The organism is Streptomyces sp. GL_148 (genome assembly GCF_057834205.1).
The window spans coordinates 1-23,832 of sequence record NZ_JBYQMC010000005.1; the positions used below are offsets into that span (position 1 = coordinate 1).

30 protein-coding genes are annotated in these 23,832 nt (G+C 73.7%); 16 read left to right on the forward strand and 14 right to left on the reverse strand.

What is annotated here, in order from left to right; all coding sequences use genetic code 11:
* Positions 1–921, forward strand: coding sequence for a ParA family protein (locus AC3IYI_RS43420; RefSeq protein WP_489412514.1), 921 nt, complete (start codon positions 1–3; stop codon positions 919–921).
* 3 nt (positions 922–924) lie between these two features.
* Positions 925–1,875: a hypothetical protein gene (locus AC3IYI_RS43425; protein WP_489412515.1), complete on the forward strand. Its 951-nt coding sequence runs from the start codon at positions 925–927 to the stop codon at positions 1,873–1,875.
* Positions 1,876–1,933: 58 nt separating this feature from the next.
* Here the strand turns inward: AC3IYI_RS43425 and AC3IYI_RS43430 are convergent, their stop codons facing one another.
* Both AC3IYI_RS43430 and AC3IYI_RS43435 read right to left on the reverse strand, forming a co-directional pair.
* Complete coding sequence (locus AC3IYI_RS43430) at positions 1,934–2,740, reverse strand: hypothetical protein (RefSeq protein ID WP_489412516.1); 807 nt, start codon at positions 2,738–2,740, stop codon at positions 1,934–1,936.
* Between the two features lie 8 nt (positions 2,741–2,748).
* Positions 2,749–3,924: a cupin domain-containing protein gene (locus tag AC3IYI_RS43435; protein ID WP_489412517.1), complete on the reverse strand. Its 1,176-nt coding sequence runs from the start codon at positions 3,922–3,924 to the stop codon at positions 2,749–2,751.
* 316 nt (positions 3,925–4,240) lie between these two features.
* Between AC3IYI_RS43435 and AC3IYI_RS43440 the strand changes: the two genes are divergently transcribed.
* Positions 4,241–5,578 (forward strand): NsdA family TPR-like regulatory protein, encoded by a 1,338-nt coding sequence (locus AC3IYI_RS43440; RefSeq protein ID WP_489412518.1) that lies wholly within the window; start codon positions 4,241–4,243, stop codon positions 5,576–5,578.
* A gap of 311 nt (positions 5,579–5,889) precedes the next feature.
* Here AC3IYI_RS43440 and AC3IYI_RS43445 read toward each other — a convergent pair whose 3' ends face one another.
* The gene (locus AC3IYI_RS43445; RefSeq protein WP_489412519.1) at positions 5,890–7,644 is read right to left on the reverse strand and encodes a hypothetical protein; all 1,755 of its coding nucleotides are present in this window, start codon (positions 7,642–7,644) and stop codon (positions 5,890–5,892) included.
* Positions 7,641–8,696 carry a bifunctional DNA primase/polymerase gene (locus AC3IYI_RS43450; RefSeq protein ID WP_489412520.1) on the reverse strand — a complete coding sequence of 352 codons (1,056 nt, stop codon included), beginning with the start codon at positions 8,694–8,696 and terminating at the stop codon, positions 7,641–7,643. The genes AC3IYI_RS43445 and AC3IYI_RS43450 overlap by 4 nt, the downstream gene beginning before the upstream one ends.
* 537 nt (positions 8,697–9,233) lie before the next feature.
* Between AC3IYI_RS43450 and AC3IYI_RS43455 the strand changes: the two genes are divergently transcribed.
* The 6 genes from AC3IYI_RS43455 (at position 9,234) to AC3IYI_RS43480 (ending at position 11,510) form a co-directional block, all read left to right on the forward strand.
* Complete coding sequence (locus AC3IYI_RS43455; RefSeq protein WP_489412521.1) at positions 9,234–9,470, forward strand: hypothetical protein; 237 nt, start codon at positions 9,234–9,236, stop codon at positions 9,468–9,470.
* On the forward strand, positions 9,467–9,673 hold the full coding sequence (locus AC3IYI_RS43460; protein ID WP_489412522.1) for a hypothetical protein: 207 nt from the start codon (positions 9,467–9,469) through the stop codon (positions 9,671–9,673). Before AC3IYI_RS43455 ends, AC3IYI_RS43460 begins: the two co-directional genes overlap by 4 nt.
* 72 nt (positions 9,674–9,745) lie before the next feature.
* Positions 9,746–10,057: a hypothetical protein gene (locus AC3IYI_RS43465; protein ID WP_489412523.1), complete on the forward strand. Its 312-nt coding sequence runs from the start codon at positions 9,746–9,748 to the stop codon at positions 10,055–10,057.
* A 9-nt stretch (positions 10,058–10,066) separates the two neighbouring features.
* Complete coding sequence (locus tag AC3IYI_RS43470; RefSeq protein WP_489412524.1) at positions 10,067–10,573, forward strand: hypothetical protein; 507 nt, start codon at positions 10,067–10,069, stop codon at positions 10,571–10,573.
* An 86-nt stretch (positions 10,574–10,659) separates the two neighbouring features.
* Positions 10,660–11,028, forward strand: a complete 369-nt coding sequence (locus AC3IYI_RS43475) for a hypothetical protein (RefSeq protein ID WP_489412525.1) — start codon at positions 10,660–10,662, stop codon at positions 11,026–11,028.
* The gene (locus tag AC3IYI_RS43480; protein WP_489412526.1) at positions 11,025–11,510 is read left to right on the forward strand and encodes a helix-turn-helix domain-containing protein; all 486 of its coding nucleotides are present in this window, start codon (positions 11,025–11,027) and stop codon (positions 11,508–11,510) included. Before AC3IYI_RS43475 ends, AC3IYI_RS43480 begins: the two co-directional genes overlap by 4 nt.
* Positions 11,511–11,615: 105 nt before the next feature.
* On the opposite strand, the gene AC3IYI_RS43485 is transcribed toward AC3IYI_RS43480, so the two are convergent.
* Complete coding sequence (locus AC3IYI_RS43485; RefSeq protein WP_489412539.1) at positions 11,616–12,119, reverse strand: zinc finger domain-containing protein; 504 nt, start codon at positions 12,117–12,119, stop codon at positions 11,616–11,618.
* Complete coding sequence (locus AC3IYI_RS43490) at positions 12,119–12,895, reverse strand: recombinase family protein (RefSeq protein ID WP_489412527.1); 777 nt, start codon at positions 12,893–12,895, stop codon at positions 12,119–12,121. The genes AC3IYI_RS43485 and AC3IYI_RS43490 overlap by 1 nt, the downstream gene beginning before the upstream one ends.
* Before the next feature lie 259 nt (positions 12,896–13,154).
* Between AC3IYI_RS43490 and AC3IYI_RS43495 the strand changes: the two genes are divergently transcribed.
* A complete protein-coding gene (locus AC3IYI_RS43495; RefSeq protein WP_489412528.1) occupies positions 13,155–13,517 on the forward strand; it encodes a hypothetical protein in 363 nt (120 codons plus the stop codon).
* A 16-nt stretch (positions 13,518–13,533) separates the two neighbouring features.
* On the opposite strand, the gene AC3IYI_RS43500 is transcribed toward AC3IYI_RS43495, so the two are convergent.
* Positions 13,534–14,193, reverse strand: coding sequence for a GIY-YIG nuclease family protein (locus AC3IYI_RS43500; protein ID WP_489412529.1), 660 nt, complete (start codon positions 14,191–14,193; stop codon positions 13,534–13,536).
* A 370-nt stretch (positions 14,194–14,563) separates the two neighbouring features.
* On the opposite strand from AC3IYI_RS43500, the gene AC3IYI_RS43505 reads away from it, so the two are divergent.
* Positions 14,564–14,809 (forward strand): YozE family protein, encoded by a 246-nt coding sequence (locus tag AC3IYI_RS43505; RefSeq protein WP_489412530.1) that lies wholly within the window; start codon positions 14,564–14,566, stop codon positions 14,807–14,809.
* Between the two features lie 48 nt (positions 14,810–14,857).
* Here AC3IYI_RS43505 and AC3IYI_RS43510 read toward each other — a convergent pair whose 3' ends face one another.
* The 6 genes from AC3IYI_RS43510 to AC3IYI_RS43535 all read right to left on the reverse strand — a co-directional run bounded on the left by AC3IYI_RS43510 (position 14,858) and on the right by AC3IYI_RS43535 (position 17,549).
* Complete coding sequence (locus AC3IYI_RS43510) at positions 14,858–15,514, reverse strand: hypothetical protein (RefSeq protein WP_489412531.1); 657 nt, start codon at positions 15,512–15,514, stop codon at positions 14,858–14,860.
* A complete protein-coding gene (locus AC3IYI_RS43515; RefSeq protein WP_489412532.1) occupies positions 15,511–15,771 on the reverse strand; it encodes a hypothetical protein in 261 nt (86 codons plus the stop codon). Before AC3IYI_RS43515 ends, AC3IYI_RS43510 begins: the two co-directional genes overlap by 4 nt.
* Entirely contained in the window at positions 15,764–16,039 is a 276-nt protein-coding gene (locus tag AC3IYI_RS43520) for a hypothetical protein (protein WP_489412533.1), read from the reverse strand. The genes AC3IYI_RS43515 and AC3IYI_RS43520 overlap by 8 nt, the downstream gene beginning before the upstream one ends.
* A gap of 118 nt (positions 16,040–16,157) precedes the next feature.
* The gene (locus AC3IYI_RS43525; RefSeq protein ID WP_489412534.1) at positions 16,158–16,484 is read right to left on the reverse strand and encodes a hypothetical protein; all 327 of its coding nucleotides are present in this window, start codon (positions 16,482–16,484) and stop codon (positions 16,158–16,160) included.
* Positions 16,485–16,689: 205 nt separating this feature from the next.
* The gene (locus AC3IYI_RS43530) at positions 16,690–17,175 is read right to left on the reverse strand and encodes a hypothetical protein (RefSeq protein ID WP_489412535.1); all 486 of its coding nucleotides are present in this window, start codon (positions 17,173–17,175) and stop codon (positions 16,690–16,692) included.
* Positions 17,175–17,549 carry a hypothetical protein gene (locus AC3IYI_RS43535; protein WP_489412536.1) on the reverse strand — a complete coding sequence of 125 codons (375 nt, stop codon included), beginning with the start codon at positions 17,547–17,549 and terminating at the stop codon, positions 17,175–17,177. The genes AC3IYI_RS43530 and AC3IYI_RS43535 overlap by 1 nt, the downstream gene beginning before the upstream one ends.
* 328 nt (positions 17,550–17,877) lie before the next feature.
* On the opposite strand from AC3IYI_RS43535, the gene AC3IYI_RS43540 reads away from it, so the two are divergent.
* The 5 genes from AC3IYI_RS43540 (at position 17,878) to AC3IYI_RS43560 (ending at position 23,465) form a co-directional block, all read left to right on the forward strand.
* Complete coding sequence (locus tag AC3IYI_RS43540; RefSeq protein ID WP_489412537.1) at positions 17,878–18,240, forward strand: hypothetical protein; 363 nt, start codon at positions 17,878–17,880, stop codon at positions 18,238–18,240.
* Between the two features lie 149 nt (positions 18,241–18,389).
* On the forward strand, positions 18,390–19,802 hold the full coding sequence (locus AC3IYI_RS43545) for a hypothetical protein (protein ID WP_489412538.1): 1,413 nt from the start codon (positions 18,390–18,392) through the stop codon (positions 19,800–19,802).
* A 139-nt stretch (positions 19,803–19,941) separates the two neighbouring features.
* Positions 19,942–20,856 (forward strand): hypothetical protein, encoded by a 915-nt coding sequence (locus AC3IYI_RS43550; RefSeq protein ID WP_489412493.1) that lies wholly within the window; start codon positions 19,942–19,944, stop codon positions 20,854–20,856.
* Positions 20,857–20,928: 72 nt separating this feature from the next.
* Positions 20,929–22,677 (forward strand): hypothetical protein, encoded by a 1,749-nt coding sequence (locus tag AC3IYI_RS43555; RefSeq protein WP_489412494.1) that lies wholly within the window; start codon positions 20,929–20,931, stop codon positions 22,675–22,677.
* A gap of 26 nt (positions 22,678–22,703) precedes the next feature.
* Positions 22,704–23,465 (forward strand): hypothetical protein, encoded by a 762-nt coding sequence (locus AC3IYI_RS43560; protein WP_489412495.1) that lies wholly within the window; start codon positions 22,704–22,706, stop codon positions 23,463–23,465.
* An 85-nt stretch (positions 23,466–23,550) separates the two neighbouring features.
* Here the strand turns inward: AC3IYI_RS43560 and AC3IYI_RS43565 are convergent, their stop codons facing one another.
* Positions 23,551–23,808, reverse strand: coding sequence for a hypothetical protein (locus AC3IYI_RS43565; RefSeq protein WP_489412496.1), 258 nt, complete (start codon positions 23,806–23,808; stop codon positions 23,551–23,553).
* Positions 23,809–23,832: the final 24 nt, after the last annotated feature.

Genomic DNA, 23,832 nt, shown 5'->3' on the forward strand with positions numbered 1-23,832 from the left:
ATGCATCCCACAGCGCAGACCGTACAGCTCCCCCCGCTCCCCGATGACCTGGCGTTCCTGGACGTCGTCACCGAGTGGGACGACACGGTGGCCTTCCAGGACTGGAAGCCCCAGGTCCTGGTCCCCGCCACCTTCCGGCCGGCGGCGGCGCCCCGCGTCATCGCCCTGGCGAACCAGAAGGGCGGCGCCGCGAAGACCACCAGCACGGTGGAGCTGGCGGCCGCGTGGGTCGCCATGGGCTACCGCGTCCTGGTCATCGACGCCGACCCGCAGAAGGCCGCCCTGTCCGCGTGGCTGCTCCCGCTCTACCCCCAGGGCATGCCGCAGCACACCCGGAAGAACCTGACGGACGTGTTCTTCGCCGAGGCCACCCTGGCCGAGGCCGCGCACCCCACCCGCTTCAAGAACCTCTGGGTGGTCCCCTCGGGCGTGAAGCTCGGCCGGGTCGAAGCGGAGCGCCCCGTGGGCGCCGAGACGTGCCTGCGCGCCGAAATCGAAAAGCTCCAGGACCGCTTCGACGTCGTCCTGATCGACGCCGGCCCCACCCTCGGCCTGCTCACCGTCGCGGCCATGACCGCCGCCGATGACATCGTGGTCCCGACCCTGGCCGGCGGCCTGGACGCCAAGGGCGTGAAGGACCTGAAAGCCACGCTGGGTCATGTCCAGGACCGGCTGAATCCGAAGCTGTCCGTACGCGGGGTGCTCATCTCCGCGTGGGAAAAGACCATCCTGGCCCGGGAGATGGCCACCGTGATGGCCGCTGAGTTCCCCGACGCCCTGGTGGCTCCCATCCGCCGGTCCGTCCGTGTCGGTGAGGCCCCCACCGCGAACGAACCCACCCGCCTGTACGCGACGTCCGCGCACCCCGTGCGCGACTTCGACCAGGCCGCCCGGCTGCTCCTCCCCGCGAAGGCGGCCTGACCCGTGGCGACGAAGCGAGCGTCCATGCTCACCGCGGACCAGGACGACGATACCGAGGGGTACGACTACGACCCCGCGGCGGCCGGCACCAGCCTGGGCGCCGCGGGCCAGGCCGACGTCGAAGTGGTCGACGCCGAACTGGTCGATGACGAAACCGAAGGCGCGTACGCCGCCGCCCTGGTGGCCGCCGCCGGCACCCGCGTGCCCACGGTCGCCGACCCGTTCCACGCCGTTCTCCTGGACCCGGACACCGTCACCGGCACGCCCGAGGAGCAGCTGGCCACCGTCGAAGCGGCCATGGACCGGGCGAAGGCCACCTACGGGTCCAGCGCCCGCGCCGCGAAGGTCCGCCTGGCGCTCGAACTCGGCACCGCGCTGGACATCGTCCTGGGCCGGGATCTCTACAAGACGGCCGGGTTCTCCAGCGTGGAGGCGTACGCCGATGCCCGGCACAACATCGGCCGCTCCCACGTGTACGGACTGATCGGCGACGCGAAGCGCCTGCGCGCCATCGAAGCGGCCGGACTGTCCAAAATTTTGGACACTCCGCTACTACCCTCCCACGCTCGGGTCCTCGGCCCGCTCCTGGAGCTGGAGGGCGGCGCGGAGATGGCGCGGGAGGTCCTGGCATCCGTCAAGACCGAGGGGAAGAAGCCGACCGCGCAGGGCCTGGAGGCCACCGTGAAGCGCCTCGGGTACGTCCCCCCGCAGGTCGATGACGGCGCCCCCGAGGTCGAGGAGCAGGAACTGGGCGACCAGGTCCAGGACCTGCTGGCCGAGCTGGAGGCCGCCGCGAAGCGCCTGGCGAAGAAGTCGGCGGTCCTCCCGGCGCGTTGCACCCAGGTGGCCACCAACCAGACGAAGGCCATGGCCGCCCGGCGGGAGATCCTGGCCGCGCTCACCACGGTGCGGAAGAACCTGACCGCCGACGGCCAGGAGCAGGCCGGCGCGTAGCCCCGGACGCGAACGGGCCCCCTCCCAGCAGCGTGGGAGGGGGCCCGTTGCCGTACGTCTACAGCGCGTCCAGGTAGCTCTGGACGGGGCCGGCCAGCTCGGCGTAGAAGTCGATGCGGTCCTGGGCCTGGAGGACCTGCGCGCACACGGTCAGCAGGCCGGTGCGCGCCTCGGGCCGGTCCAGGACTGGGGCCAGCTCGACCCGGACGCGGGCGGCGGCCTCGGGGGTCAGGAGCGCGTACACGTACAGGGTGGCGGCGTCGTACCCGTACGGGGCGCGGCCCCACCCTTCCCAGTCCAGGACGTGGGGGCCGCGGGTGATGTTCGCCCAGTGGAGGTCACCGTGGGCCGTTGCCCATGTGACCGTGTCGACCCGGTGGCCGGTGAACTCGGGGACCACGCGCCGTAGGTACTCCTCCCGGACCGCGTCCCGATCGGTCGGCGCGGGGACGTCGGCCAGGACTTGGAGGGCATCCACCATCGTCTTCCACCAGACCCCGGGGAGCCCGGGGTCCACGTCCAGGACGGGGCGCGGGGAGACCATCGGGTCCGGGGCGAAGGCGTACAGCTCGGCCCGGAACGCGTACCCGCCCTCGGTCCAGTCCCGGACGTGGAGCAGCTCGGGGCGCGGCACCGCCGCCGGGAGGGCGCGGGAGGCGTACGGGCCTTCCCACAGCTTCCCGCCCTCGGTGCCGGCCTCGGCGCAGACGACGCGAAGCCAGTGCGGGCCGGCGGCCGCCGACAGGGTCCGGCCCCGGTACCCCCACACCCCCGTCCCGGCGACGGCCAGGCCGAGCTGGTCGGCGGCGTGCTGCTGGGCGGCCAGCATCCGCTCGGCGACCGCGGGGGCGGGGGTCTCGAACATGGGCGGTCCTACCTCGGGTGAGCGACGAAGGCGGCGTCCCTGGATACCAGCTCGGTGGCCAGTGCCGCGACCTGTTCGACGTCCAGCCCGGACCGGGCGGCCAGCTCGGCCAGGGTGAGGCGGGCCCCGGACACCAGGGCCTCCAGCGCGGGACGGACGGAAGGGTGGAACTCCCATTCGTGCCCGGCGGCGCGCAGCACCACGGCACCGTCGGCACCCTCCAGCGCGGCCCGGGCAGTGGTGAGCGCCAGGACCAGGCCGCCGTCGGCGGGAACGGGCCCGAGGTACGGGAGGGACGGCACGGGACGGCCGGGATCCCGGGCGTCCAGGGAGGCCGCGAACTCGGCGACCACGTGGGGGTGGAGCGCCTCGGACACCTCCTTCCGCAGCTGCTCGGCGTACGCCTCCCGTGCGGCGGGGCCGGCCACCGTCGGCACCCCGGCGCGCACGGTGGGGGAGTGGAGCAGCTGGCCGGCCAGCCACACCAGGAGATGGTGGCCGGTGGCCGGGGCCAGTCCGCACGTGAGGTGAAGGGACCGGCCCTGGGTGGCGGCCACGGCGTGCCACCAGCCCCGGGGCAGGTACAGCATGTCCCCGGCCTCCAGCACCACCTCGGCCACCGGCGGCCCGTCCGGCTGCTCGGGCGCTTCGACGTCCAGCCGGAGCGGGTCCGTGCGGGTCGCCCCGTACAGGTGCCAGCGCTTCGCGCCCTCCAGCTGGACCACCACCACGTCGTGGTCGTCCCAGTGGACGCCGAACGCCTCGGTGGGGTGCCAACTGGCGTACAGGTTGGCCTGGACGTCCGTACGGAAGTGCCGTTCCAGCGCCTCGGCCAGGGCCTGGACGCCGGGGTGGAGCTTGTCCACCGCGTCCAGGACCAGGGAGGCCCCGGCGGTGATCTGCGCGGCCAGGCCCGAGGGTTCGACCCGGTGGCGGACCTCGGCCCGCTTCGTGACCGACGTGTGCAGGTACTCGTACGGCGGGACCTGCTCCCCGTCACGGAACAGGCGCAGGCGCGGGGCGTCCAGCCGGTGGCGGGCCACCAGGTCGTTCAGGTCATCCCACGTGAACAGGCCGCGCAACCCGGTGGCGGCCTGTGACCAGTGCTGGAAGGAGCGGCCGAAAGCCCCGGCGAGGAAGTCCCCGCCGAGGCTACGGACCGCCGCGTCAATCGCGGTGGTCATGGTCGGCGGCCGTTAGTCGTTGCCGTCGCCCTTGCCGGTCCCGCCGCCGTCGGGCGTCCGGGTCGCGGCCCCCTTGATGGAGCGGCTGGAGATGAGCAGCTTCATGGCGTTCTCCTTCGGTCGGTTCGGATGGAGCTGGACGGCGCCCGCCGCCCCCAGGCGAGACGGGCGCCAGGTACACCTCGGCGGCCCCGCGGTCGCCCCGGGGAGGGGCCGGAACCGCTTCGGTGTGATGACCAGTCAAGGGCCTGCGCCCGCCCACCAGGAGGGGCCATCCTGTAGGTCTCGGTAGGCCCGTGTAGGTCAGGGGGGCGACGTGCAGGCGGCGACGATTACGGACCGGATCCGGGCGGCGTGCGGGGAACGCGGGTGGGGTCCGTCCAAGCTGGCCCGGGAGGTCTCCCTGGCCGCCGGCCGTGGACCGGACGGCCTGGAACGGCAGTACGCCCGCCGGTGGCTGGCCGGGGAGCGCAGGCCCTCGGCGGCGTTCTGGCTTCCGTACGTCGTCCAGGTCTTAGCCCTTGACCAGGAGCAGCGTCCCGAATCGGTGAACTCCCCGCCGGGCCCGGCCGATACCGTGGCAGGAGTCCTAGCCCTGGGGAGGAGTGACGTGGAACGCCGCACGATCCTGGCCGCCACGGCCGCGTTCGCTCTGTCCGCGCTCAACCTCCCCGACGCCGAGGCCGTCACCCGCCGGGTGACCACCGCCCCGGCCGGCGCGGTCCGGGTCGGCGCCGGCGACGTCGCCGCCGTACGGCAGATGACCCGAGCCCTGGGCGACGCCGCCGCCGAGTACGGCGGCGCGCACGCCCGCCCGATGGCCGTCCAGTACCTGACCTCCCAGGTGGGCCCGTGGCTCGAAGGCCGGTACACCGAAGCCGTGGGCCGCGACCTGTTCGCCGCGGCCTCCCAGCTGGTCCACCTGTGCGGGTGGATGGCCCAGGACGAAGGCGGTGACGACCACCACCAGGGCCTGGCCCAGCGGTATTACGCGCACGCCTTCGCCCTGGCCGAGGAATCCGGGGACGCCGAGCTGGCCGCCACCGCGCTGCGCGGGATGGCCACGCAAGCTATCGACCTCGGCCCGCGTGGCCGGGCGGTGGCCCTGCGCCTGTCAGAGCGGTGTGTGGAGTACGCGGACCGCCTGGACGAACCGAAGGCCGTTGCGTACTACCAGACGACCCTGGCGGACGCCGCCGCCCTGGACGGGGACCAGCGCCTGGCACGCCGCGCCCTGGCCCGGTCCCAGCGCGCCATCGAGCAGGCCGCCGAGGCGCCGGGGGAGTCCTGGGCGTCGCACTTCTCCACCGGCCGGTGGGCGCATCACTCCGGCATGATCCTGGCCCGCCTCGGCGACCTGGACGACGCCCGCGAACACCTCCAGCACGCGCTCGACGTCCACGGCCTGGACCGCCGGCGGTCCCGCGCCATCGTCCTGGGCGACCTCGGCCACGTTCACCTTCGCCAGGGCGACCTGGACGGCGCGGTGGCCACCTGGGGCCAGTTCATCGACTGTGCCGAAGGAGTCCAGTCGGTGAAGATCACCGACGCGCTCACGGACATGCGGGTCCGCCTGTCCCGGCACAGCAGCGCGGAAGGCGTCGCCGAGCTGGACGGCCGGGCCACCGTGCTGCTGGAGTCCCGCCCCGAGTGACGCACCCGTGACGACCGATGACGCACTCATGACGCACTCCGCGGGTGAGTGCGTCACACGTCGTCACTTGCTCTGACCTGCGGTTTCGCTCCCCAGGCCCGTGCGAATGACGACGATGACGCACTTTCCCCCTATCTCTTCACTTCATCTCGGTACCCATCCCGTCCTCCAGGGCTCAAAAAAAGGGGGTACGGAAAAGTGCGTCATCGTCGTCACCAACCCGTACGGCTAAGCGCATCCGCGCTGCTCACCGGGGGTGCGGGCCGGTGACGCACTCACCCTCCGAGTGCGTCACCGGCCCCCTGAGTGCGTCACCGGCCGCCGCTCGTCCTCCCGTCGCCGAGGCCGGGGAGCTGGTCCGCGCTCGGCCCGGGTCCGGCCACCGGCGCCCGGGTGACCGTGAGGGCGCGGGCCTTCCCGGTGCGGGTCTTCGCCACCTCGATGCCGCGCCGGCGCAGGGCCGGGGCCGCCCGGATCAGGCGCCCGGACATGACCGCCCCGGTGCGCGGCCAGCCCTTGTCCGCGAAGTCCGACAGGGGTTGCAGCAGCTTCAACAGGTCCCCGGCCGTCCCTGACCAGCCCTCGGGCCCCGGACCGCCGGAGGACTCCAGCCACTCCATCAAGGCCTTCGCCACCGTGTCGCCGTCCAGGACGTCGTCCACCAGGTCGTCCTGGGCGTTGGTGTACGTGGCCAGGGTCTGCCACCCGGTCACCCGGTCCAGCGCCCACAGAAGTTCGGCCCAGTCCGCCATACGCGGGCGCACGGCCAGCCCGGTCTCGGCCTCGGGGAGCTTCGCCCACACCAGGACGGCCAGGTCCAGCAGGCCGCCCAGGACCTCGGGCAGCGCCCGCCGGTACTCCCGCCACAACCGGGCCTCGGTCCGCCGGCGGGACGGAGGGATGACGACCAGGCCGAGCGGGACCATGCGCTCCGCCAGGTCCCCGCGCAGCGCGCCCGAGTCGATGCTGGTCAGCAGGAGCGGCCGCTGGAACACCAACAGGGCCACGTCGTCGTCGGTGAACAGACCGCGCCGGGCGCAGGAGTCGCCGGTGACGATGCGACACAGGGCGTCCGACAACCAGCCCGGAATGCCGGACAGGTTGTCCAGGGCGGCCATCCACCCGGCGGCGATGACCACCGCCAGGTCCTCCTCGGTCTTCGGCACGGCCCGCACGTCGGCGGTCGGCCCGTCGATGATGCGCAGCAGCTGGCGGGCCACGGTCGTCTTCCCGGTGCCCTGCTCCCCGGTGAAGTAGCCAATGGGCCGGGGCATCTGCGGCCGGAGCGCGGCCAGCAGCAGGGCAACGGCCATCGGCCAGGACCGGTCATCCATGGGGACCAGGTCGCGCAGCAGGCCCAGGCCGGCCTTCCACCCCCCGGCCGGGGCGACGGGGACGGCCAACGGGTCCAGCAGGCGGGTGCGCCGCCACAGTGGGCCGGTGGCCGGGTCCGGGACGGCCAGCTCCCACCCGCCCGGGGAGACCCTGGCGGACCTTCCACCGGCCTCCCCGAGGTCCAGCCACGTCACGGTCCGGTCCTCGGGGTCGGGGGCCGTACGGAGCCACACAGGGCGTTCGTTCGCGTGCATGGCGAAGGCGTCCAGGGCCTCCATCGCGGACGCCGTCGCGGTGGTGGACGGCACCCCGGCGACGTCGTTCACGTACTGGGCGACCAGCATCTGGCGAAGGCTCCCGGTCTGGCCGCCGCCGCCCTTTGCCCGCAGGGGCCGGGCGATCGGGGCGCCGCCCTTCTGGACGGCGTACACCTGACCGCTGTTGCGCAGGAACAGGAAGCCGTCACGGCCCATCCGGTACAGCCGGTCCGCCTGGGTCTCCTTCGGGTCCGCCGCCGGCGCACGGGTGCCGGCCTTCCCCCGTCCCTTCCGCCCGGCCGTGGCGGCCACGGTCGGGAGCGCGTCCGGGTCGTCAGGCGGGAAGTCGTCCAGCCCCTCGGGCGGCTCCTCGGACCAGTCGTGTGCGTCCGCCTGGTCGTCGTCTTCGAACCGGCCCTCGGGGACATGCGCGGCCGCGGCCTGGACGAACTGCGCGGGGTCGAAGTCGCTCACGCGGCACCCTTCCGGATCTGGCGGGGGTTGCGGGCCCCGTCGGCCAGGCCGCGCTCCACGGCGGCTTCGGCCTCCCGGCCGTCCAAGCCCGCGTGGTCGGCGGCGGCCACCAGGCCCTCCCGGATCTCCTGTTCGTCCAGGAACCCGGCCCCGACCAGCTGACCCATGGCAAACGCACTGCGGTACGCCTGATCGTTGCGGGTGCCCTTCGGGGCGGCGGCCAGCGTCGCCAGTTCCGAGGTCGCCGCCCGGACCACGTAGCGACGTCCGCCGGTTGGCGCCGGCGGCCTCCATCCCTCGGGCCTGGGTGGGCGGGTGTGCTCGGCGCGGCGGTGCCCTGTGCGCTCCAGCTCGGCGGCCAGCCACGCGGGGAGCGGCGCCGGTGCCATGCACTCCGAAGTCACCCGGTACGTACCGCCCTTGACGGTGACGCCGGGGGCCACGGCAAACGACCAGGCGGCCCGTACGTCGACCTGCCAGCCCAGTTTCGACGCCGCAGGTTTCCACGCCATGGCGTCGGGGACCGTGAACCAGGCGTGTGTCCCGTTCCCGGACGGAGTCGTGACCACCAGGGTGGGCGGGTCCGTGAGCGGGTCGGGGCGGCCGCGCAGCTCGGCCAGCAGCCGCAGGGACGCCGTTCCCGTCCAGTCCGGCCTCGGCTGCACCGGCGCGGGGAGGTCGACGCCGGGGAGCAGCCGGTCCCGGGACGGCGGCGGGTCGCCGTGGTCGTCCAGGTCGATGACCAGCAGCCCCGACAGTCCGGTGGCGATGGCCACCCCGAAGTCCGGGCCCTGGCGCCACCACTGTTCGATGCGGGACGGGTCGGCGGTGGCGGCCCGTACGCCGTGGCACCACTTGCCGGCCTGGATGCATCGGCAGTCCTCGGCCGTGCCGTGGTGCTCGATATACCGCGGGTTCGGCGCCTCCCTGCTCGGCTTCGTGCAGCGCGGGCAGTTCTTCGGCGGGAACTTCGTCCCCGGCGCCAGGGGGTGGACATGCCAACCCTGGGACGCGTACCACAGGGCAATCTCAGGGTGTCGAGAATTCGTCACCGGACACCCGCCAGTGATTTGCCCACATCAAAACGGGGTTCGGTATTCTCATGTCGCACAGCTAGCCCGATAAGCTGCTGTGAATTCGGTTCGGCCACGCCGATGCCTTTCTGGGCGCGGCACGCCGAACGGCCATCATGGGCGAAGGAACCCCGAGCCTTCACCCGCTACGATGGCGTGCAGCAGCAGCGCCCTTTTCCGTGGGGCACCTGGCGCCGGTCCCGCTCTCAGCAGCGGCGGGACCGGCGCTTCCTTTTGCCCCGGACCGGGGACAGGGCGGGCCGCTCCATGGGCCGTCACTTTGAGCCCGCCGCGCCCGGTCCTCCGGTCTTTCACACCGTAAGCAGGGCGGAAGCTACCGCCGGTAACCCTCACTGGACCGAGTGAATTCCGGCGTGCCTTATCCCTCACCTGGCCCATGCTCCGGAATAAAGAGCGGACCCAATTTCGACCCTCTTTCAAGAGGGAGTCCGAATCGGAATATAGGACCGGCCACGCCAACGGGCACCCGGCCCCCCGAGGGCCGATCATCGGGATATGGGACGAAGGTTGGAGCGGGTACCGCCAGGCATGGCCGGCCCCCGGCGGGTGCTGGCGACACGTCAGGAGCAGGACGACGCCGCACAGCTGGTGTACCGCCAGCAGTTCGGGCCGGACGGGCGCCCCGTGCCGACCGCGCCGCCTCGGCCCCGTCCCACCCCGGGGCCGAACCCGGTCCTGACCGAGCACCAGGCGGCCGCGCTGCTGGCCGCGCTCCAGGAGGTACGGCCATGACCGATCGCCCCCCGACCGTCACCGACGCCCAGGCCGCCGAGATCCGCCGGCGCGCCGCCCGGGAGATCCAGAAGTACATCGACCGCGTGGCGCGCCGCGTGGAGCAGGCCGCGCCGGAGCTGGAGGAGTACCGGCTGGAGGAGTTCGAGCGTCAGCACGGCTTCCGCCCCGCCCACACCGGCCCCGGCCGCCCGCAGGTCTGACCGCCTGACGCCCCGCGTCCCGGGAGTGCTGGACTCCCGGGACGCGGTGGACCAGCCCCGAGGAGAACCGCCGTGGACCCCTTCGACCGTGCCGAGCTGGAGGCCCTGGCCCTGGTCCGTGCCGAGGCAACCGGAGCGCACGCCTGCGACGGTGACGACTTCCGCGACGGCGTCCACGCCGCCCTGGGCCGCCTGCGGTCCGGCGGCCAGATGACCGCCGTCCTGGCCCGGGACCTGCTGGTCATGAACCTGGTGGCCATGGTGTCCGGCGCCGTCCACGACACCGCCGAGCGCCAGGACCGCACCGTGGCCGACGTCCTGGACGAAGGCTTCATGACCCTGCTCGGCCGACAGGAGCAGCGCCAACGACGCTGCGACGGGTAGGAATCCGACATGGCACAGCACCACATCCGGCCCGCCGATGACGACGAATGCCCGCCGTGGGAGCAGCAGCCCGGTGAACCTGACAGGGACTTCGCCCGGTTCACCACGTGGCTGACCCTGGCGGACCGCCGCTTCCACCGCGCCGCGCCGGCCCTCGGCGTCACCCTCCACCACGGCCAGCGCCTGTCCCGGACCTGGAACTGGCAGGCCCGCGCCGCCGCGTACGACGTCGACCGCGCCCGCACCCTGGAGGCCGACACCTTCCGCGCCCGGACCGGCGCCGCCTGCGCCCTGGCCCTGGCTGTCTGGCAGGCCGCCGAGGCCCTGCTGGAGGTCCCGCCCGCCGACCGCCAGCCCCGGGTCCTCCAGCAGCTGGCCAGCGCGCTGCGCTCCCTGACCCCGAACACTCCCGCCCTGGTCCTCCAGGCCCCCATGCCGCCCCAGATGGACGCCGCAGACCTGTGGCGGCTTGTCCAGGAACGCCAGGCGCAGATGGAGGCGGAAGGGCTGGCCTGACCGCCGGGCCCTCCACACCACCCGGACGGGCCCACACCGTGCCCCGCCTCCCCGTAACCGGCGGTAACAGGCCCCAACCTGGTGACATGTCGGATGAACAGACCGGGCCGCCGCCGGACGGGCGCCAGGGCAACCCCCCGGACTGGCTTCCCCCCATGGCCGCCAGCAGCGAGCACGAAGAACGGGACCGGTGGCGCGCCGACGCACTGGCCTGGGTCCGCAAGCACGCCGCCGCCGGCCATCGCCTCACCGCCGAGGACCTGGGCCGCGCCGTCCCCCTCCCCGACGGCGTCCACCACAACCATGTCGGCGGCGTCTTCGCGACGCTGCGCTGGGCCGAGGAACTCCAGCCCGTAGGCGACCACTACGCCGGCCGCACCCGCTCCCACGGCCGCCGTATGCGCCTGTGGGAGGCCGGTCCCGCACTCGCACGACACCAGGAGACCGGAGCATGACCGAACCGCCCACCGGGTTCACCCCCCAGCGTCTGCGCGCCGCCCGCGCCTCCCGCCGCATGTCGACCAGGGAGCTGGCCGTGGACGTCGGCATGACCGCCACCGCCGTGGCCGCCATCCTGGCCGGCACCCGCGAACCCCGCGCCGTCCAACTCGGACGCCTGGCCCGCGCCGTCGGCCTCGGCGATGCACTGGAGCTGTGCGACCTGTCCGCCGTCGGCGGCCTCCAGTTGGTCCACCTGCGCGCCCAGACCGGCCTGTCCCCCGCCGCGGCCGCCGAACGCCTGGAGTGGACCCTGGCCGACTTCCGCCAGTGGGAGACCACCGGGCGCTTCACGCCCCGACTGGACGTCTCCACGCCGTCCTACAAGCTGGCCACGCTGTACCGCGTCACCCCCGACGCCCTGGAGGCCGTCCGCCGTCGCACCGGCGAAACCCACGCCCGGGCCTACGCCGCCCCCGAGGCCACGAAAGGCCACTGAAAGCCACGCCACGGGAGATGCGAACGCCCCCGCGTCCAGGTCGGACACGGGGGCGCACCAGGCCGTTAATCGCACTGGTATCCAGGATGCAAAGTCACGGACGGGCTAGGCGGTCGGTTGCTCCAGCTCGGCGAATGCCCGGACACGGGCGCGGTGAGGTGGGGCGACGTCGCCCGTTCCGGCCCCGCTGATGACCTGGCACGCCTGGAACCGCCCGGCGCCGCAGAACGAACACGGGACGTCCGTAGGTGCCGGTTCCGTGTCGTCGTACAGCTCGGCCTCGGGGATGCCCAGGGCGGCCGCCACGCGCTCCACGGCGCCCCTGAGTTCCGCGTCCTCGGGCCGCCGACGTCCCGCCAGGTTGCCGGGGGCGGCCCACTTCGCCGCCGCGTGTGCGTCCTCGGTGGTGACGATGGCGCCCAGGTCCAGGAGTCGCTCGGCGTCGGCTAGGGCGGCCGCCACCGCCGGGTCCGGCTGGCGTTGGTGCTGGACGAACGCCAGGGCGATGCGGGCCAGCAGGCCGTCCGACGCGCCCGGCCCCCACGGTGTGACGTGGTGTCGGAACGCCAGAAGGCTGGTCGCGGTCTCGTGTGCCGGGTCCAGGTACATCACGCTACGCCCCCCTGCTCCACCTCGGCGGCCACCGGTACGGCCAACTGTCCGGGCCACTTGCCATCGGGGCCGGCGGTCTCCTCCAGGGCCACCTCGGCGGCCGGCGCGGCGGGGCGGGCCTTCGTCCGGCGGCCGCGCCGCGGCTTCTCCGTGGGGGCCGGGGTCGCACCGTCGCCCTGCGCTTCGTCATACGCCTTCAACGCCTCGGAGATGGCGCCGGTGGAGGGGTTTCGGCGCTCCCCGTCCTGGAGGCGGTACCAGAGGTGGGGCTGAATCTGCCGCAGGCTGTACCCCTTGTCCCGCAGCGCCACGGCCTGGGTTACCAGCGCGTCAGTCATCACCTGGCGCCGGCCGAGCTGTACGCCCCGGCGGCGGGCGGCGTCCAGGCCGTTGTTCGTCTTCTTCACGATGTCCCGGCGGCGGTCCTCGGCGAGGGCCAGGGCCAGGTCCAGCAGGAAGGAGCGTTCGGTGTGCTCCCCCTTCGCGATGCCGTCCAGGATCTTCACGGCCACGCCCTGCTCGAACAGGTCCGACAGGGTCAGCAGCCCCTCCAGCAGGTTGCGGCCCAGGCGGTCGGCTTCCTGGACGGTAAGCATGTCGCCCGAGCGCATGTAGTCGATGGCGGCCGTGAGCGCGGGGCGTTCATCGGTGCGCAGCTTCCCGCTGATCTTCTCCTCGAAGACCTTCACGCACCCGACCGCGTCCAACGCGTCGTGTTGGCGGCGGGTCTCCTGCCTGTCGGTGCTGACCCGCACCAGACCTACGAGTGCCACAGCAATCCCTCCCCTGGTTCATCAAACGCCGTTGCGGCCTAGATGAACACTAGCGGATTGATGAACCTTTTCTGAACACCCCCTGAGGGTGCGAACGTTGGCGAACCGGACATCTTGACCCCCGGTTGTTCATCAGGCTCTAACGACCGACAGATGAACAACTGGCCCCGCACGCCCTGTGATCAATCGCTCACCCCGCGCATCTACCCGTGTCGGCCTGGCCGTTGATACGACATGCACAGGAGAGGGAGGGGCCACCATGCCGAAGGACGACGACCCCCAGGGTCAGCTGGTCGCGGAGCGCATCACCGTGCTGGAGGCCGACCTGGAGCGGTTCACGAAGATGATGGCCAACCTCCAGGAGCGCCCGGACAGTGACGGGTACCGGTACGCCGCCGGGCGCGTGGAGGAGATCGTGGCCGAGCTGGAGAAGCTGCGGGCCCCCGAGGTGGACGACGAACCCGAGGGCCCGGGGATGCCCACCCACGGGAAGTTCGCCCTGGGCGCGATCGGCGCCGCGGTGGCGGCCGTCGGTGGCGGCGGGTGGTTCCTGGGGGTGGTCGCCGCCGGCCTGGCGGCCGCGGCGTACGTCTCCTGGAAGACGGACCCCGCCGCCGAGTAGGCGCCAGGGGGCCGGGTCAGAGACACATCCCTTCGCACGTACAGAACCGCGTGTGCCCGGTGCAGGCGAAGAACACTTCCCCCTTGGCCTGCGCGACGCCGAGGACGCACAGGCCCACACGCGTGACGCTCTCCGCGTCGCACGTGTCCGGATACCGGCAGCGCCCCGGCGGACACGTGCGCGTCGGGTCGCTCCCTCGGACCTCGGTCATGTCCGCGCCCAGGTCCACCAGGGCGGCCCGGGCGACCTGGACCGGGTTGCCCAGGGGGGTCAGGTCGAACCACTCTCCGCGCTTCCGGTGGGCCTTGAAGCGGACGTGAAGGGCGTGTTCGTAGTCGCCCTCCACGTACACCAGCGGCAGCAGGGTGGAGGGCTGGCCGGTCTGGAGGCTGGCCAGGCGCACCTTCATGGCGGCGGTGGTGCGCCCGATCTTCACCAGGCCGCTTCCCTCCACGCCGATGACGTACGTGTGCATCGGGCCCCCCGGGCCGCGTGGGGTGGCGGCCTGGCGCCGCATTGGGGCCGGCCGTGTCCGTGGTGCCGGTTCCGTGCGCGGCGGCGGGACCTGCGCCGCGGCGGTCCACTCCTCGGGGGTGCTCCCGTCCCGTGCGGCCAGGGTGCGGGCTCGGTCCTGGTCCTCGGGGTCCATCTCCGCATAGTCCTGGTGGAGTTCCATCCGGGTCGTTCCTCTCGGGTTGGTGGTCGACCCGAGAGACCTACCCCAGCGGCCCGGTGCAAAGAAGTGCAAGGAAATGCAGGCGTGGAGGGCCTCCCGCGCCGTGGGCCTTTGAGACCTAGGCGCCGGCCGCAGGCGCGGGAGGGGTGGCGCGGAACGGGGGGGCGGGTCCGCGCCTGGACCTGGCGCTGGTCGGCTGTAGCCCCCCGGCGGGCGGGCGGGTTGCCGGGTGCCGGCCATCGGGTGAAGAAGGCGACCCGGGACGCCGTGGTCCGTGTTGATCATCCCACCGGGCCCGCCTCCCGGCCGGGCGCCGACTGCTACGGCGCGGCGTGGTGGTGGCGGCCTGGGTGGTGGTGAGGATGCCGGGGTGAGCAACGACGTGACGGCGGCCGCTACGGCCGCGCCCTCCCTGTCCTTCCGGGGGTGGCTCCGGGAGCAGCAGGACGACCAGGGCGTGGTCGGGGACCTGGCCCGCGATGTGGTGGCGGACGCGTCCTGGCCGAGGGCCGAGGACAGCCTGGAGCGGTACCGGGAGCACCTGGAGGGACAGGGCGCGTGCGTCGAAGCACTGGAGGCCCTGGACCTGGCTTGGGCGCGGTACCGGGCGCGGTGAACGCGGAAGGCCCGCACCGGGCTGGTGCGGGCCTTCGTCGCGCTCGGGCTACTGGCGGGCGCGGGCGCTCTGGTAGGCGGTGCGGGCGGCGATGAACTCGGCGTCGGTGCCGCCGACGTCGGGGTGGGCGGCCGCCATCTGCTGTTTGAGCGCGGCCAGGTCGACGGGGGCCGGCGCGGCGGCGCCGAGGGTGGGCGGCACGGCGTACAGGGTGGTGCGCCCGGCCCGGTAGTAGACCTCCCCGGCGGCCTCCAGGACCTGGCGGTCCACGAAGCCCGTGCGGGTGCTGGTCCCGGCGGCCTGGGCCACGAAGTAGATGCGGCGTTCGGTCTTGCGGACGATGGTGTGGGAGACCACGAAGGGTTCGGCCCGGTGGTCGTCCCAGCTGGTGTCCACCACCGCGTAGAGGTACTCCACGGCGGCCGCGGCCTGGCCGGCCGCCGGCGGCCGCGCTGCGCGCTGCTCGGCGTTGTAGGCGGCCAGGACGTCGGCGGCGACGCCGTGGCGGCGCAGCAGGGTGGCGGGCCGCCCGTCGGTGATCTCTCGGGCGCCGCGCTGGCCGGATGCCAGGGCGGCCAGCTCGGTGTTCTCATGGCCGCACAGGACGTGCGGGACGTCGTCCTGGTCGACCCAGCGGGCGGCCCAGAACCAGCGGCGGCCCGCTCGGCGCCGGCCCCAGATGACCAGTTCGGTGTCGGGGGTCACGGCCGGTGGTGCTGCTCGGCGGCGGCCCGTTCCGCGGCGCGGCGCCTGGCCCCGTCGCGGGAGACGACGACGTCCAGGGCCCCGCCGGGGAGGTCCAGGACGGCGTCGAAGTCGGCCAGGGTGAAGCCGTGCCGCTCGGCGGCGGCCAGCATGTCCTCCAGCAGGGCGGCGGCCGCAGCGTGCTGCGCGGGGGTGCTCGGGTCGCCGAACCGGTGGATGGCGGCGACGCGTTCGGCGGGGGTGCGGGAGTCAGGCACGGTGGGCCTCCCGCTCCAGGGCGCCGGCGATGTGCTCGGCCAGGTCTCCGGTGTCGACGTCCTCGGGGTCGACCTCGGCCAGGAAGTCGTCCAGGGCCCGGCCGATGGTCGCCCGCAGGGTGTCCGGGGTCAGGGCGTCCAGGACGTCGTCCAGGGGGCGGGTGCCGGTGCGGTCCCCGGCGCGCAGGCGGTCCACCTGGGCGTGGTCGGCGTCGGTGCGGGTGGCGGCCGCGTGGTCGCGCAGCTGCTCGGGGGTCGGGGTGCTCACGGTGTCGGGTCCTTCCGGGGGTTGGTGGTGGGGAGGGTAGCGGGGCCGGCCTCGGTGGCGGGCCGGTACGGGGAAGGCCCGCACCGGGATGGTGCGGGCCTTCGCGGGGTGGGGCGTTCTAGTCGATGTCGGGGCAGGCCGCGACGATCACCGCGATCACGGATATGGCCGTGGACGTGTTGTCGCGGTTGACACCTTGCTCTTTGACCGCGTTGCCCATGGCTTCGCCGGTCTTACCGTCGCGATGGTTGGCGCATATCTCGTCCTGGTGGGACGGGTCCAGCTTGTTCCACCAGGCGATTGCCTCGGCCTCCTTATCGGACCCCGATCCGGCGACGATGTCCGAGGGGAGGACGTACCGCTTCACGCTCCCGTCCGAGGCGCCGGCGGTCGCGGTGGCCGCCGGGGGGACCTCGCTCTGGGAGCCCGCCAGGAAGCCGCCCACGGCCCCGGTGGCCAGGGTGAAGACCGCGGCCGCTCCCGCGATGACGTACCGGCGGGAGACCGAGCGGGGCGCCTTCGGCGGCGCGGTGGGGTGCCGGGCGGGAAGGCGTTCTGGTCGGTCATGGTGGCCTTTCGGATGGTGTCGCGCTCAGGGATTGTGCGGGCGTCCCCGTCAACTGGCAGGGGACGCCCGCGATGTGGACGTGTCAGTGGTCGTGCGGGCCGTACGCCAGGTCACATGCGGGCCAGTGCCGGACGGTGGGCTGGCCGATGGAGCGCACGGCACAGGTGCACTCGGGGTCGATGTCCTGCCAGGACGGAAGGACCGCCGGGCCGCGCAGTTCGCGGGCGGCGCCGGCCGCCTCGGGCCGCAGGACGTCCAGGGCCCATATGTCGAAGCCGTAGTGGGCGGCGGCCTGGTCGTATCCGCGCTCGGTGAACTCCCGGGTGAGGGCGTCGGCCCACCCCGAAAGCCAGTCGGCCACGGCCAGGGTCGCGGTCACGTAGCTGGTGCCGTTGTAGCCGGGCGACGTCCGTACGGCGGTGAGCACGTGACGGGGCATCGGCTCTTTGGCCATCAGGTGGAGCGCTATCGGGGTGGGGACCTGGACCACGGTGGTGGCCTGCCCGGCGTAGGCCGGGGCGGGGGCCCCCGCCCGAAGGCGGGCGGGGGCGACGGGGGCGAGAGTCATCACGCGCCCACCAGGGCGACGGTGCCGAGCGCGGCGACGTACGCGGCGAGCTTTTCGGCCTTGACCACCTCGGCCTTCGCCTTCGAGGGCTGGCCGTTCTTCAAGACCTTCGGGGCGGCCGGGCGGTAGGTCGCGGCGGCCAGGAGCAGGGCCAGGCCGGTGCGGGCCAGGTCCCAGACGCGGGCGGCGCGGGCGCGGCCGTTGTGCTTGACGAAGGTCACCGCGTCGGGGGCTATCCCGGCGGCGGCGGCGGCCTTCGTGACGGTGCCGGCGTAGCGCTCGGCGAAGTCGGCGGGGAGGCCGAGCAGGGCCAGGACGCGGGCGGTGGAGACGTGGCCGGCGGCCTGGGCGCGGGCCGTGGCGGTCTTGCGCATCCGGCGGAAAGAGGGGCTGTGCAACACTGGGCGCTCCAGTTCTTAGGGCTGGTGGTGAAGCGGGCCCCGTAGTTGTCGAGACCGGGGGGCCCGCTTCTTTGCGTTCGGGCGGTTGCCCTTACGTGGTCCACTCTAGACGAAGTTGCACACGTGTTCAACCTGAGTGCGACATGAGTTGTGCGCAGGTTGCAGCTGTGTCAATCTGTGGAGACAGGGCGCGTACGGGCGCGGCCGCCACAGGGAGGTTCGAACGATGACGCTGCACACGGGTTCAAGCGGTGGTGTACGTGAGTTGCACCCGCTTGGGGCACCTGTCACCCTGCTGCGCATGGACACCAACGCCGCACCGCTCACCGGGGACCAGGTCACCCAGCTGCTGACTGACGCCGTCAAGGGTCTGCCGGCCTCCCTGGAGGACGCCGACACCGGCACCCTGACCGCGCTTCTGGCGACCCTGGCCCGCGTGGACGAAGGGGTCCGCGCCGGCCTTTACCCCCGGGCCGTCGCGGACGCCGTGAAGTCGACGCGGTACGGGCACCTGGCGAAGGTGGCCCGTGACTACGGGATCAGCCGTACGCACCTGGCCCGCCTGGTGGCCGAGGAGTACCCGGACTACCAGGTGGAGACGAAGGCGGACCGTGCGGCGAAGGTCGCCCCGCCGAAGGCGAAGGGGCGCGGTAAGGCGGCCTGACCCTCACTCCCGGACCCCCGTCGGCCATGTGGCCGGCGGGGGTCTTTTGTTGTGCGCGAACTCCATGCTGAACACGAGTTGCACACGAGTTCAACTAAGGGTAGAGTCAGGGTCAACGCCGCAAGGAACACCCCGAAGGAGACACCGCGATGACGACCACCACCGAGATCCAGAACACGATCCGCGCCGCCTACGCCCCCACCGCCGACCAGGTCCGTGAGGTCACCGCGAAGGACTCCACCGAGGCCATCGGCTTCACGTTCCGCATGGGCTCGCTGTTCGGCGCCACGGACACCCAGGGCCGCGTCCTGGTCAGCTGCTACATGAACCGGGGCGCGGCGACCATGTACCTGCGCAAGAACGCGGCCAAGCTGACCGCCGCCCCGGCCGCCGAGGTCGCCGAGGCTCCCGCCACCGAGCAGCCGGCCCCGGCCGCCGCCGAGGTCCCGACCGAGGAGCAGCCGGTGGCCGAGGTCCCGGCCGAGGACGCCCCGGTCTGGCGCTACACCGTCCGCCCCACCGTCGGTACCGACGCCTTCGAGGTGGTCAACCCGTCCGGCCTGGTGGTGGAACGCGGCTTCTCCACGGCGGCCTACGCCCAGGAGCAGGCCGATTACCTGACCGCCCTGGAGACCCGGAAGCGGGCCGTGGACGCCCTGACCCCGGCCCAGGCCGCGCTGTATGCGGTCATCCGGCGGGACGGCGCGGTCCGTTCGGGCCTGGGCTACAGCCTGCGGGTGGCCCGCCGCCTGGCCGAGGTCAAGCTGGTCACGGTCGCCGAGGTCGGCGCCGGGTCCTGGACCGCCACGCACCGGGACGGCCTGGAGCACTTCACCCCGGCCGCCCCGGCCGAGGTCGGCGCGGCCGCCGAGGCGGGACCGGCCGGAGTGCTGCCCGAGGACGTCGCCCACCCGGTGGCCGTCGCCGCACTGGCCGCGCTGGAGGGCCAGCCCCTGGCCGCCGTGGTCGACGCCGACGACCTGGGCGGGGCGACGGGCTACTGGGTCCAGCCGTGCGGCGACACCGGCCGCGTGGCGGTGCGGTGGCTGGAGGACGGGCGCCCGACCGTGGGCGCGGACCAGCGGCCGCCGCGGGCCCGCCTGCGCACCGCCACGACCCTGTTCGAGACGACACCGGGGTGGGTGGTGGAGCGCGGCGGGAACCTCCAGCTGATGGTCTGGCACATGCCGACCCGGGAGGCCGCCGAGGCGGCGGCCCCCGAGGTGGGCCTGGGCGCGCAGGCCGCCGACGCCGACCACCCGGTGGTCCAGGCCGCGCTGGAGGTCCTGGAGGGCGAGCAGCTGGCCGAGGTCCGGAAGGTGATCGGGCCCGAGGCGAACGGCTGGTATGTACGCCCGACGCCGTTCGGGCCGGACGGACAGGTCACGGTGTGGTGGGTCACCGATGGGCGGATGCGGTACGGCTACCCGGCTGAGCGGGACCGCCTGCGGGCGCGGGCGGGCCGGCTGTTCGCCGAGGCGGGATGGACGCCGGCGCGGGGGTCGGCGGTGGTCCAGGTGTTCCAGTCCCCTGTCCCGGCCGCCGCCGCGCCGGGCGCCTGACCGCCTCCCCCGAAGGCCCCCGCCCGACTCCCCGGGCGGGGGCCTTCCTGTGGGCCGGAACCTGAGTTGAACCTGAGTTGCACATGCGTTCAACTCAGGGTAGAGTCTGGGTCATCAGGGACGAACAAGGGAGCACACGATGGCGAAGACGACGAAGACCCAGACCCCCACCGGCGACTTCACCACCATGGACGCCGCCTGGGACGACCTGGAGCACGCCGCCCTTGCCTTCGCGGTCATCTCCCAGTCCACCGCCGGCAAGACCGTGAAGGACCGCGCCGTCCGCCACGTCAAGGCCGCCGCCCGCCGCGTGGCCGCCATCATCGGCTGGACCTGGGAAGACCTGTTCCGCCTGGTCAACGCCGACGTGGCCGACATCATCGCCAACTCGAACGCCATGGTGGTGGACCACAAGACCTTCCAGGTCTCCCCGTGCCCGGTGGGTGCCGAGGCCGCCCGCGAGGAACTGGCCGTCATCGTCGCGAAGGCCCGCACCACGGCCCCCGACTTCGGCACCCAGGAAATCGTCTGCAACGGCTACCAGGGCGAAGTGGTCCGCCAGGCCCTCCCGGTGGCCACCTGCGGGGAGCACGCGGTCACCGTCAAGATGTCGCAGTTCGGCCCGAACCGCGGCCGCTGGTCCACCCAGTGCGCCGCCCACGGCATCATCACCCGCGACAACAGCGCCCCCTCCTGCGGCATGTGGTCGGACACCTACCGCGACGCCGCCCAGCTCGGCGCCGACCACGCCCCGGCCGCCGAGGCCGAGGCGCCGGCCCCGGCCTGCTCCGCCCGCATCCTGGTCCAGCAGGTCCGCCAGGGCCGCGACAAGGGCAAGTGGTGGGCGTCCTGCACCCGCCACGGGATCATCTCCCGCCAGGGATCGGACTCCTTCTGTGCCACCGCCGCCGAGGCCGAGCAGGTCGGCGCCGAACACGGCCGGATCGGCCGCCCGGCCGGCGCCCGGGGCCGGACCGAGGTCCCCGCCTTCCCGGTGGCCGACCTGGCCGAGCTGACCTATCGGGCGTACCGCGAGTTCGACACCGCCGCGTAGGCCCCGACCTCGGGCCCGGCCGTCTCCCCGGCCGGGCCCGCCCCATGTACCGCCACCACGAAGGAGCAGCACGTGACCACCACCGCCCGCCGGATCACCGTCAAGCAACAGGGCCCCGGCCTGGTCCACGCCACCACCCGCGGCGCCGTCTACGTCGTCGTGGTCGAGCGGGGCGCCTGGACCATCTACGCCCCGAACGGTGACCGCGTCGGCATCGCGGGCTGGACCGACTGGGACACCGACCGACGTAGCGCCCAGCTGCGGGACCTGGTCCGCGCCCACGCCGATGCCGAGGACGCGAAGCCCTCGGAGGAGGAGCTGGAGGCCGGCGCCGCCCGCCAGCTGGCCGAGGTCCGCGCCGAGGTGGAGGCCGAGGCCGCGGCCGCGCTGGAGCTGGAGGCCGAGCTGGCCGCCGTCGCCCGTGCCGCCGAGGCGAACCGCACCGCCCGCGTGCTGGGTTGGACGGAGCGCCACCTGGCCGTCGTGGAGCACGCGGCCGGCCCCGGCATCGTGGACGCGGACGGCGCGTACCGGATGCGCCCGGGCGGCCGCCGGATCGCCACCGACGTGGTGGACGACCTGGTCCACGCCGGATTCCTGGAGGACGCCGACGGCGGCCGCGTGGTGGCCTCGGCGGACGGCCTGGTGGCCATGCGCGCCGTACGCGCCTCCACGCTCCCCTTCGTGACCCCCGAAGGGTTCGCCGCGCACCGCCAGGACGTGGCCCGTTCCATGGCCGTGGCCTCCCGCCGCACCCTCCAGCTCCTCCCGCCGCTCCCCGGCGGCGTGGAGGTCCAGCGCCGCGCCACCGCGGCCGCCGCACGGAACGCCCAGTACGAGCGTGAGGCCGCCGCCCGCCGCGCCGAGGCCGAGGCCATCCGGGCCCGGGCCGAGGCCGCTCACCAGGCCGAGGTCCAGGAGCGGCGCCAGGCTGCGGCCGCCGCCGAGGAGCAGGCCCAGCGGGAGTACATGAGCGGGTGCGGCCAGTGCCCGGACACCGTCGCGGTGGCCGCCCGGTGCGGCGTGTGCCGTGACGCCGTCGCCCCGGCCCCGCAGGTGGTGCGCGCCGAGGACGACCTGGACGACGTCCTGGCCGAGGAGTTCGCGGAGCAGGCCGCGCACGACGCCGCCCAGGGCCCGGTCCGCCGTGCGGCGGTGCGGGCCGAGGTCTCCCGCCACCACCAGGTCGGCGGCCGGGGCCTGGCCCGCGTCAGCTTCCCGGCCGCTCGGGCGCACCGGGCGCGGGAGGCCCGCGCCGTGGTGGTGGAGCTGGCCGCGCTGTTCGGTGTCCAGGTGTCGACGCCGCGCCGGCTGCTGGCCGATGGCACGCACGGCGGCGCCGAGCTGTGGCGCCAGCTGGACCTGGCGGGCCCGGCGCGGGCGGTGGAGCAGATGCTGGCCGCCCTGGGTCCGGTCCTGGACGGCCTGGAGCGCCTGGCGACCCGCGCCGCCCGCCGCCTCGGGACGTGGCGCCGCTCCCTGATGGCGACGCTGGGCGGCCACCTGGACGACCTGACGCCGGACCAGCGGGCCCGGCGGGCGCGGGAGTTCCGCACGGCCGTCCTGGAGGCACTCACCGGCTTCATGCGCCCCGGCGCCCCGGTGGCCTCGGGCACGGACGTGCGGGCGGCCCTGTGGGACCAGGTCGCCGCGGTGGCCGCCGAGGTCTGGGCGCTGGCCCCGGTGGACCCGTGGGCGCTGGCCCAGGGCGTGGCCGACGTCGCCGCGGTGACCTCGGAGCAGGTGGCGGCCGCCACCCTCCAGCCGGTAGTCCTGGTGTCCGTCGACCGCCCGGCCCCGGCCGTGGCGCTGGCCGCGTGACCGGACCGGGGGAGAGGGAGCAGCGCATGGCAGACACGGCACTGGCCACGTGGGAGGCGTTGAACGACCGCCAACAGACCTATCTGCGGACGCTGTACGACGTGGACCAGGCCGCCGAGGAATCGCACCGCCGCGACGGTGCGCGGGGCCACTGGTCGAACACCCCGGCCCGGGAGTGGCGGCGTATCCACTTCAACGACCCCGGGGGGCCCGTGGTGTCCCGCCTGCGCTCGGCCGGGGTGTACGAGTCGGGCGCGGGGTCGACGCTGGCCGTCCTGGAGCGGGCCCGGCTGATCGAACTGCAACACGTGCCCGGCCTGCTCGGCGGGGAGCTGGTGTACGTGTGGATCACCCCGGCCGGGCGGAAGGCCGTCCGCGCCCACCACGGCGGCGCCCCGGCCCGGGCGACGAAGCCGAAGTGGGCGGTGGCCGAATGGTTGTGGCGGGAGCTGGTCAAGGTCGCGGCCGCCGGCCCCACCGGCCTGCCCTCCACCGAGCTGTTCGGGACCGCCCACCTGTACGTCGTGGAGGGCTACCCGCAGCGCGGGAACCGGCCCTACCTGGCCTCGGTCCAGTCGTTCGTCCGGTACGAAATGCGGAACTGGAACCTGGAGCCGTACAACCCGCCGGCGTTCTCCAGCCGGAGCGTCTACCACTACCGCTTCACCGAGGCCGGGGAGGCGCACTACCGGGAGCAACTGGAGGCGTACCGGGAGCTGTACCCCGACGTCCAGGCGCCCGAGCTGGCGCCGGTGGCGCCGTCGGTGGACACCGTCGAAGCCGAGTAGCCACAGACAGGCGAAGGCCCCCCGCCATTCCAGCTGGTGGGGGGCCTTCGCGCATCCGTGCCCAGGGTGCGCGGCGGTTGCCGGCCTACGCGGCGCGGGCTTCGAGCAGGCCGGCGGCGGTCAGCCGCTCGATACCGGCGCGCAGCTCGGCGGCGGGGACATCGCCGAGGCCGGGCCGGGCGGCCAGGTCCTCCAGCAGGTGCTCGGTGTGCGGCGGGTGGGAGTAGCCGGTGAGGGCGGCGCGCAGGTGGACGTACAGGCCGAGGTCGCCCAGGGGGAGGCCGGCGGCCAGGACGTGGTCGGGTACGACGGTGGCCTGGGTCAACGGGTCGGATATCCGCACGGTGTTGGTCTCCTTCGGGTCGGT

Coding starts and splice junctions, on each gene's coding strand:
- AC3IYI_RS43550 (WP_489412493.1), top strand. CDS start 19,942: ATGGCGAAGACGACGAAGACCCAGACCCCCACCGGCGACTTCACCACC.
- AC3IYI_RS43420 (WP_489412514.1), top strand. CDS start 1: ATGCATCCCACAGCGCAGACCGTACAGCTCCCCCCGCTCCCCGATGAC.
- AC3IYI_RS43455 (WP_489412521.1), top strand. CDS start 9,234: ATGGGACGAAGGTTGGAGCGGGTACCGCCAGGCATGGCCGGCCCCCGG.
- AC3IYI_RS43470 (WP_489412524.1), top strand. CDS start 10,067: ATGGCACAGCACCACATCCGGCCCGCCGATGACGACGAATGCCCGCCG.
- AC3IYI_RS43460 (WP_489412522.1), top strand. CDS start 9,467: ATGACCGATCGCCCCCCGACCGTCACCGACGCCCAGGCCGCCGAGATC.
- AC3IYI_RS43560 (WP_489412495.1), top strand. CDS start 22,704: ATGGCAGACACGGCACTGGCCACGTGGGAGGCGTTGAACGACCGCCAA.
- AC3IYI_RS43485 (WP_489412539.1), bottom strand. CDS start 12,119: ATGTACCTGGACCCGGCACACGAGACCGCGACCAGCCTTCTGGCGTTC.
- AC3IYI_RS43530 (WP_489412535.1), bottom strand. CDS start 17,175: ATGACTCTCGCCCCCGTCGCCCCCGCCCGCCTTCGGGCGGGGGCCCCC.
- AC3IYI_RS43475 (WP_489412525.1), top strand. CDS start 10,660: ATGTCGGATGAACAGACCGGGCCGCCGCCGGACGGGCGCCAGGGCAAC.
- AC3IYI_RS43480 (WP_489412526.1), top strand. CDS start 11,025: ATGACCGAACCGCCCACCGGGTTCACCCCCCAGCGTCTGCGCGCCGCC.
- AC3IYI_RS43540 (WP_489412537.1), top strand. CDS start 17,878: ATGGACACCAACGCCGCACCGCTCACCGGGGACCAGGTCACCCAGCTG.
- AC3IYI_RS43500 (WP_489412529.1), bottom strand. CDS start 14,193: ATGGAACTCCACCAGGACTATGCGGAGATGGACCCCGAGGACCAGGAC.
- AC3IYI_RS43545 (WP_489412538.1), top strand. CDS start 18,390: ATGACGACCACCACCGAGATCCAGAACACGATCCGCGCCGCCTACGCC.
- AC3IYI_RS43430 (WP_489412516.1), bottom strand. CDS start 2,740: ATGTTCGAGACCCCCGCCCCCGCGGTCGCCGAGCGGATGCTGGCCGCC.
- AC3IYI_RS43435 (WP_489412517.1), bottom strand. CDS start 3,924: ATGACCACCGCGATTGACGCGGCGGTCCGTAGCCTCGGCGGGGACTTC.
- AC3IYI_RS43495 (WP_489412528.1), top strand. CDS start 13,155: ATGCCGAAGGACGACGACCCCCAGGGTCAGCTGGTCGCGGAGCGCATC.
- AC3IYI_RS43535 (WP_489412536.1), bottom strand. CDS start 17,549: ATGCGCAAGACCGCCACGGCCCGCGCCCAGGCCGCCGGCCACGTCTCC.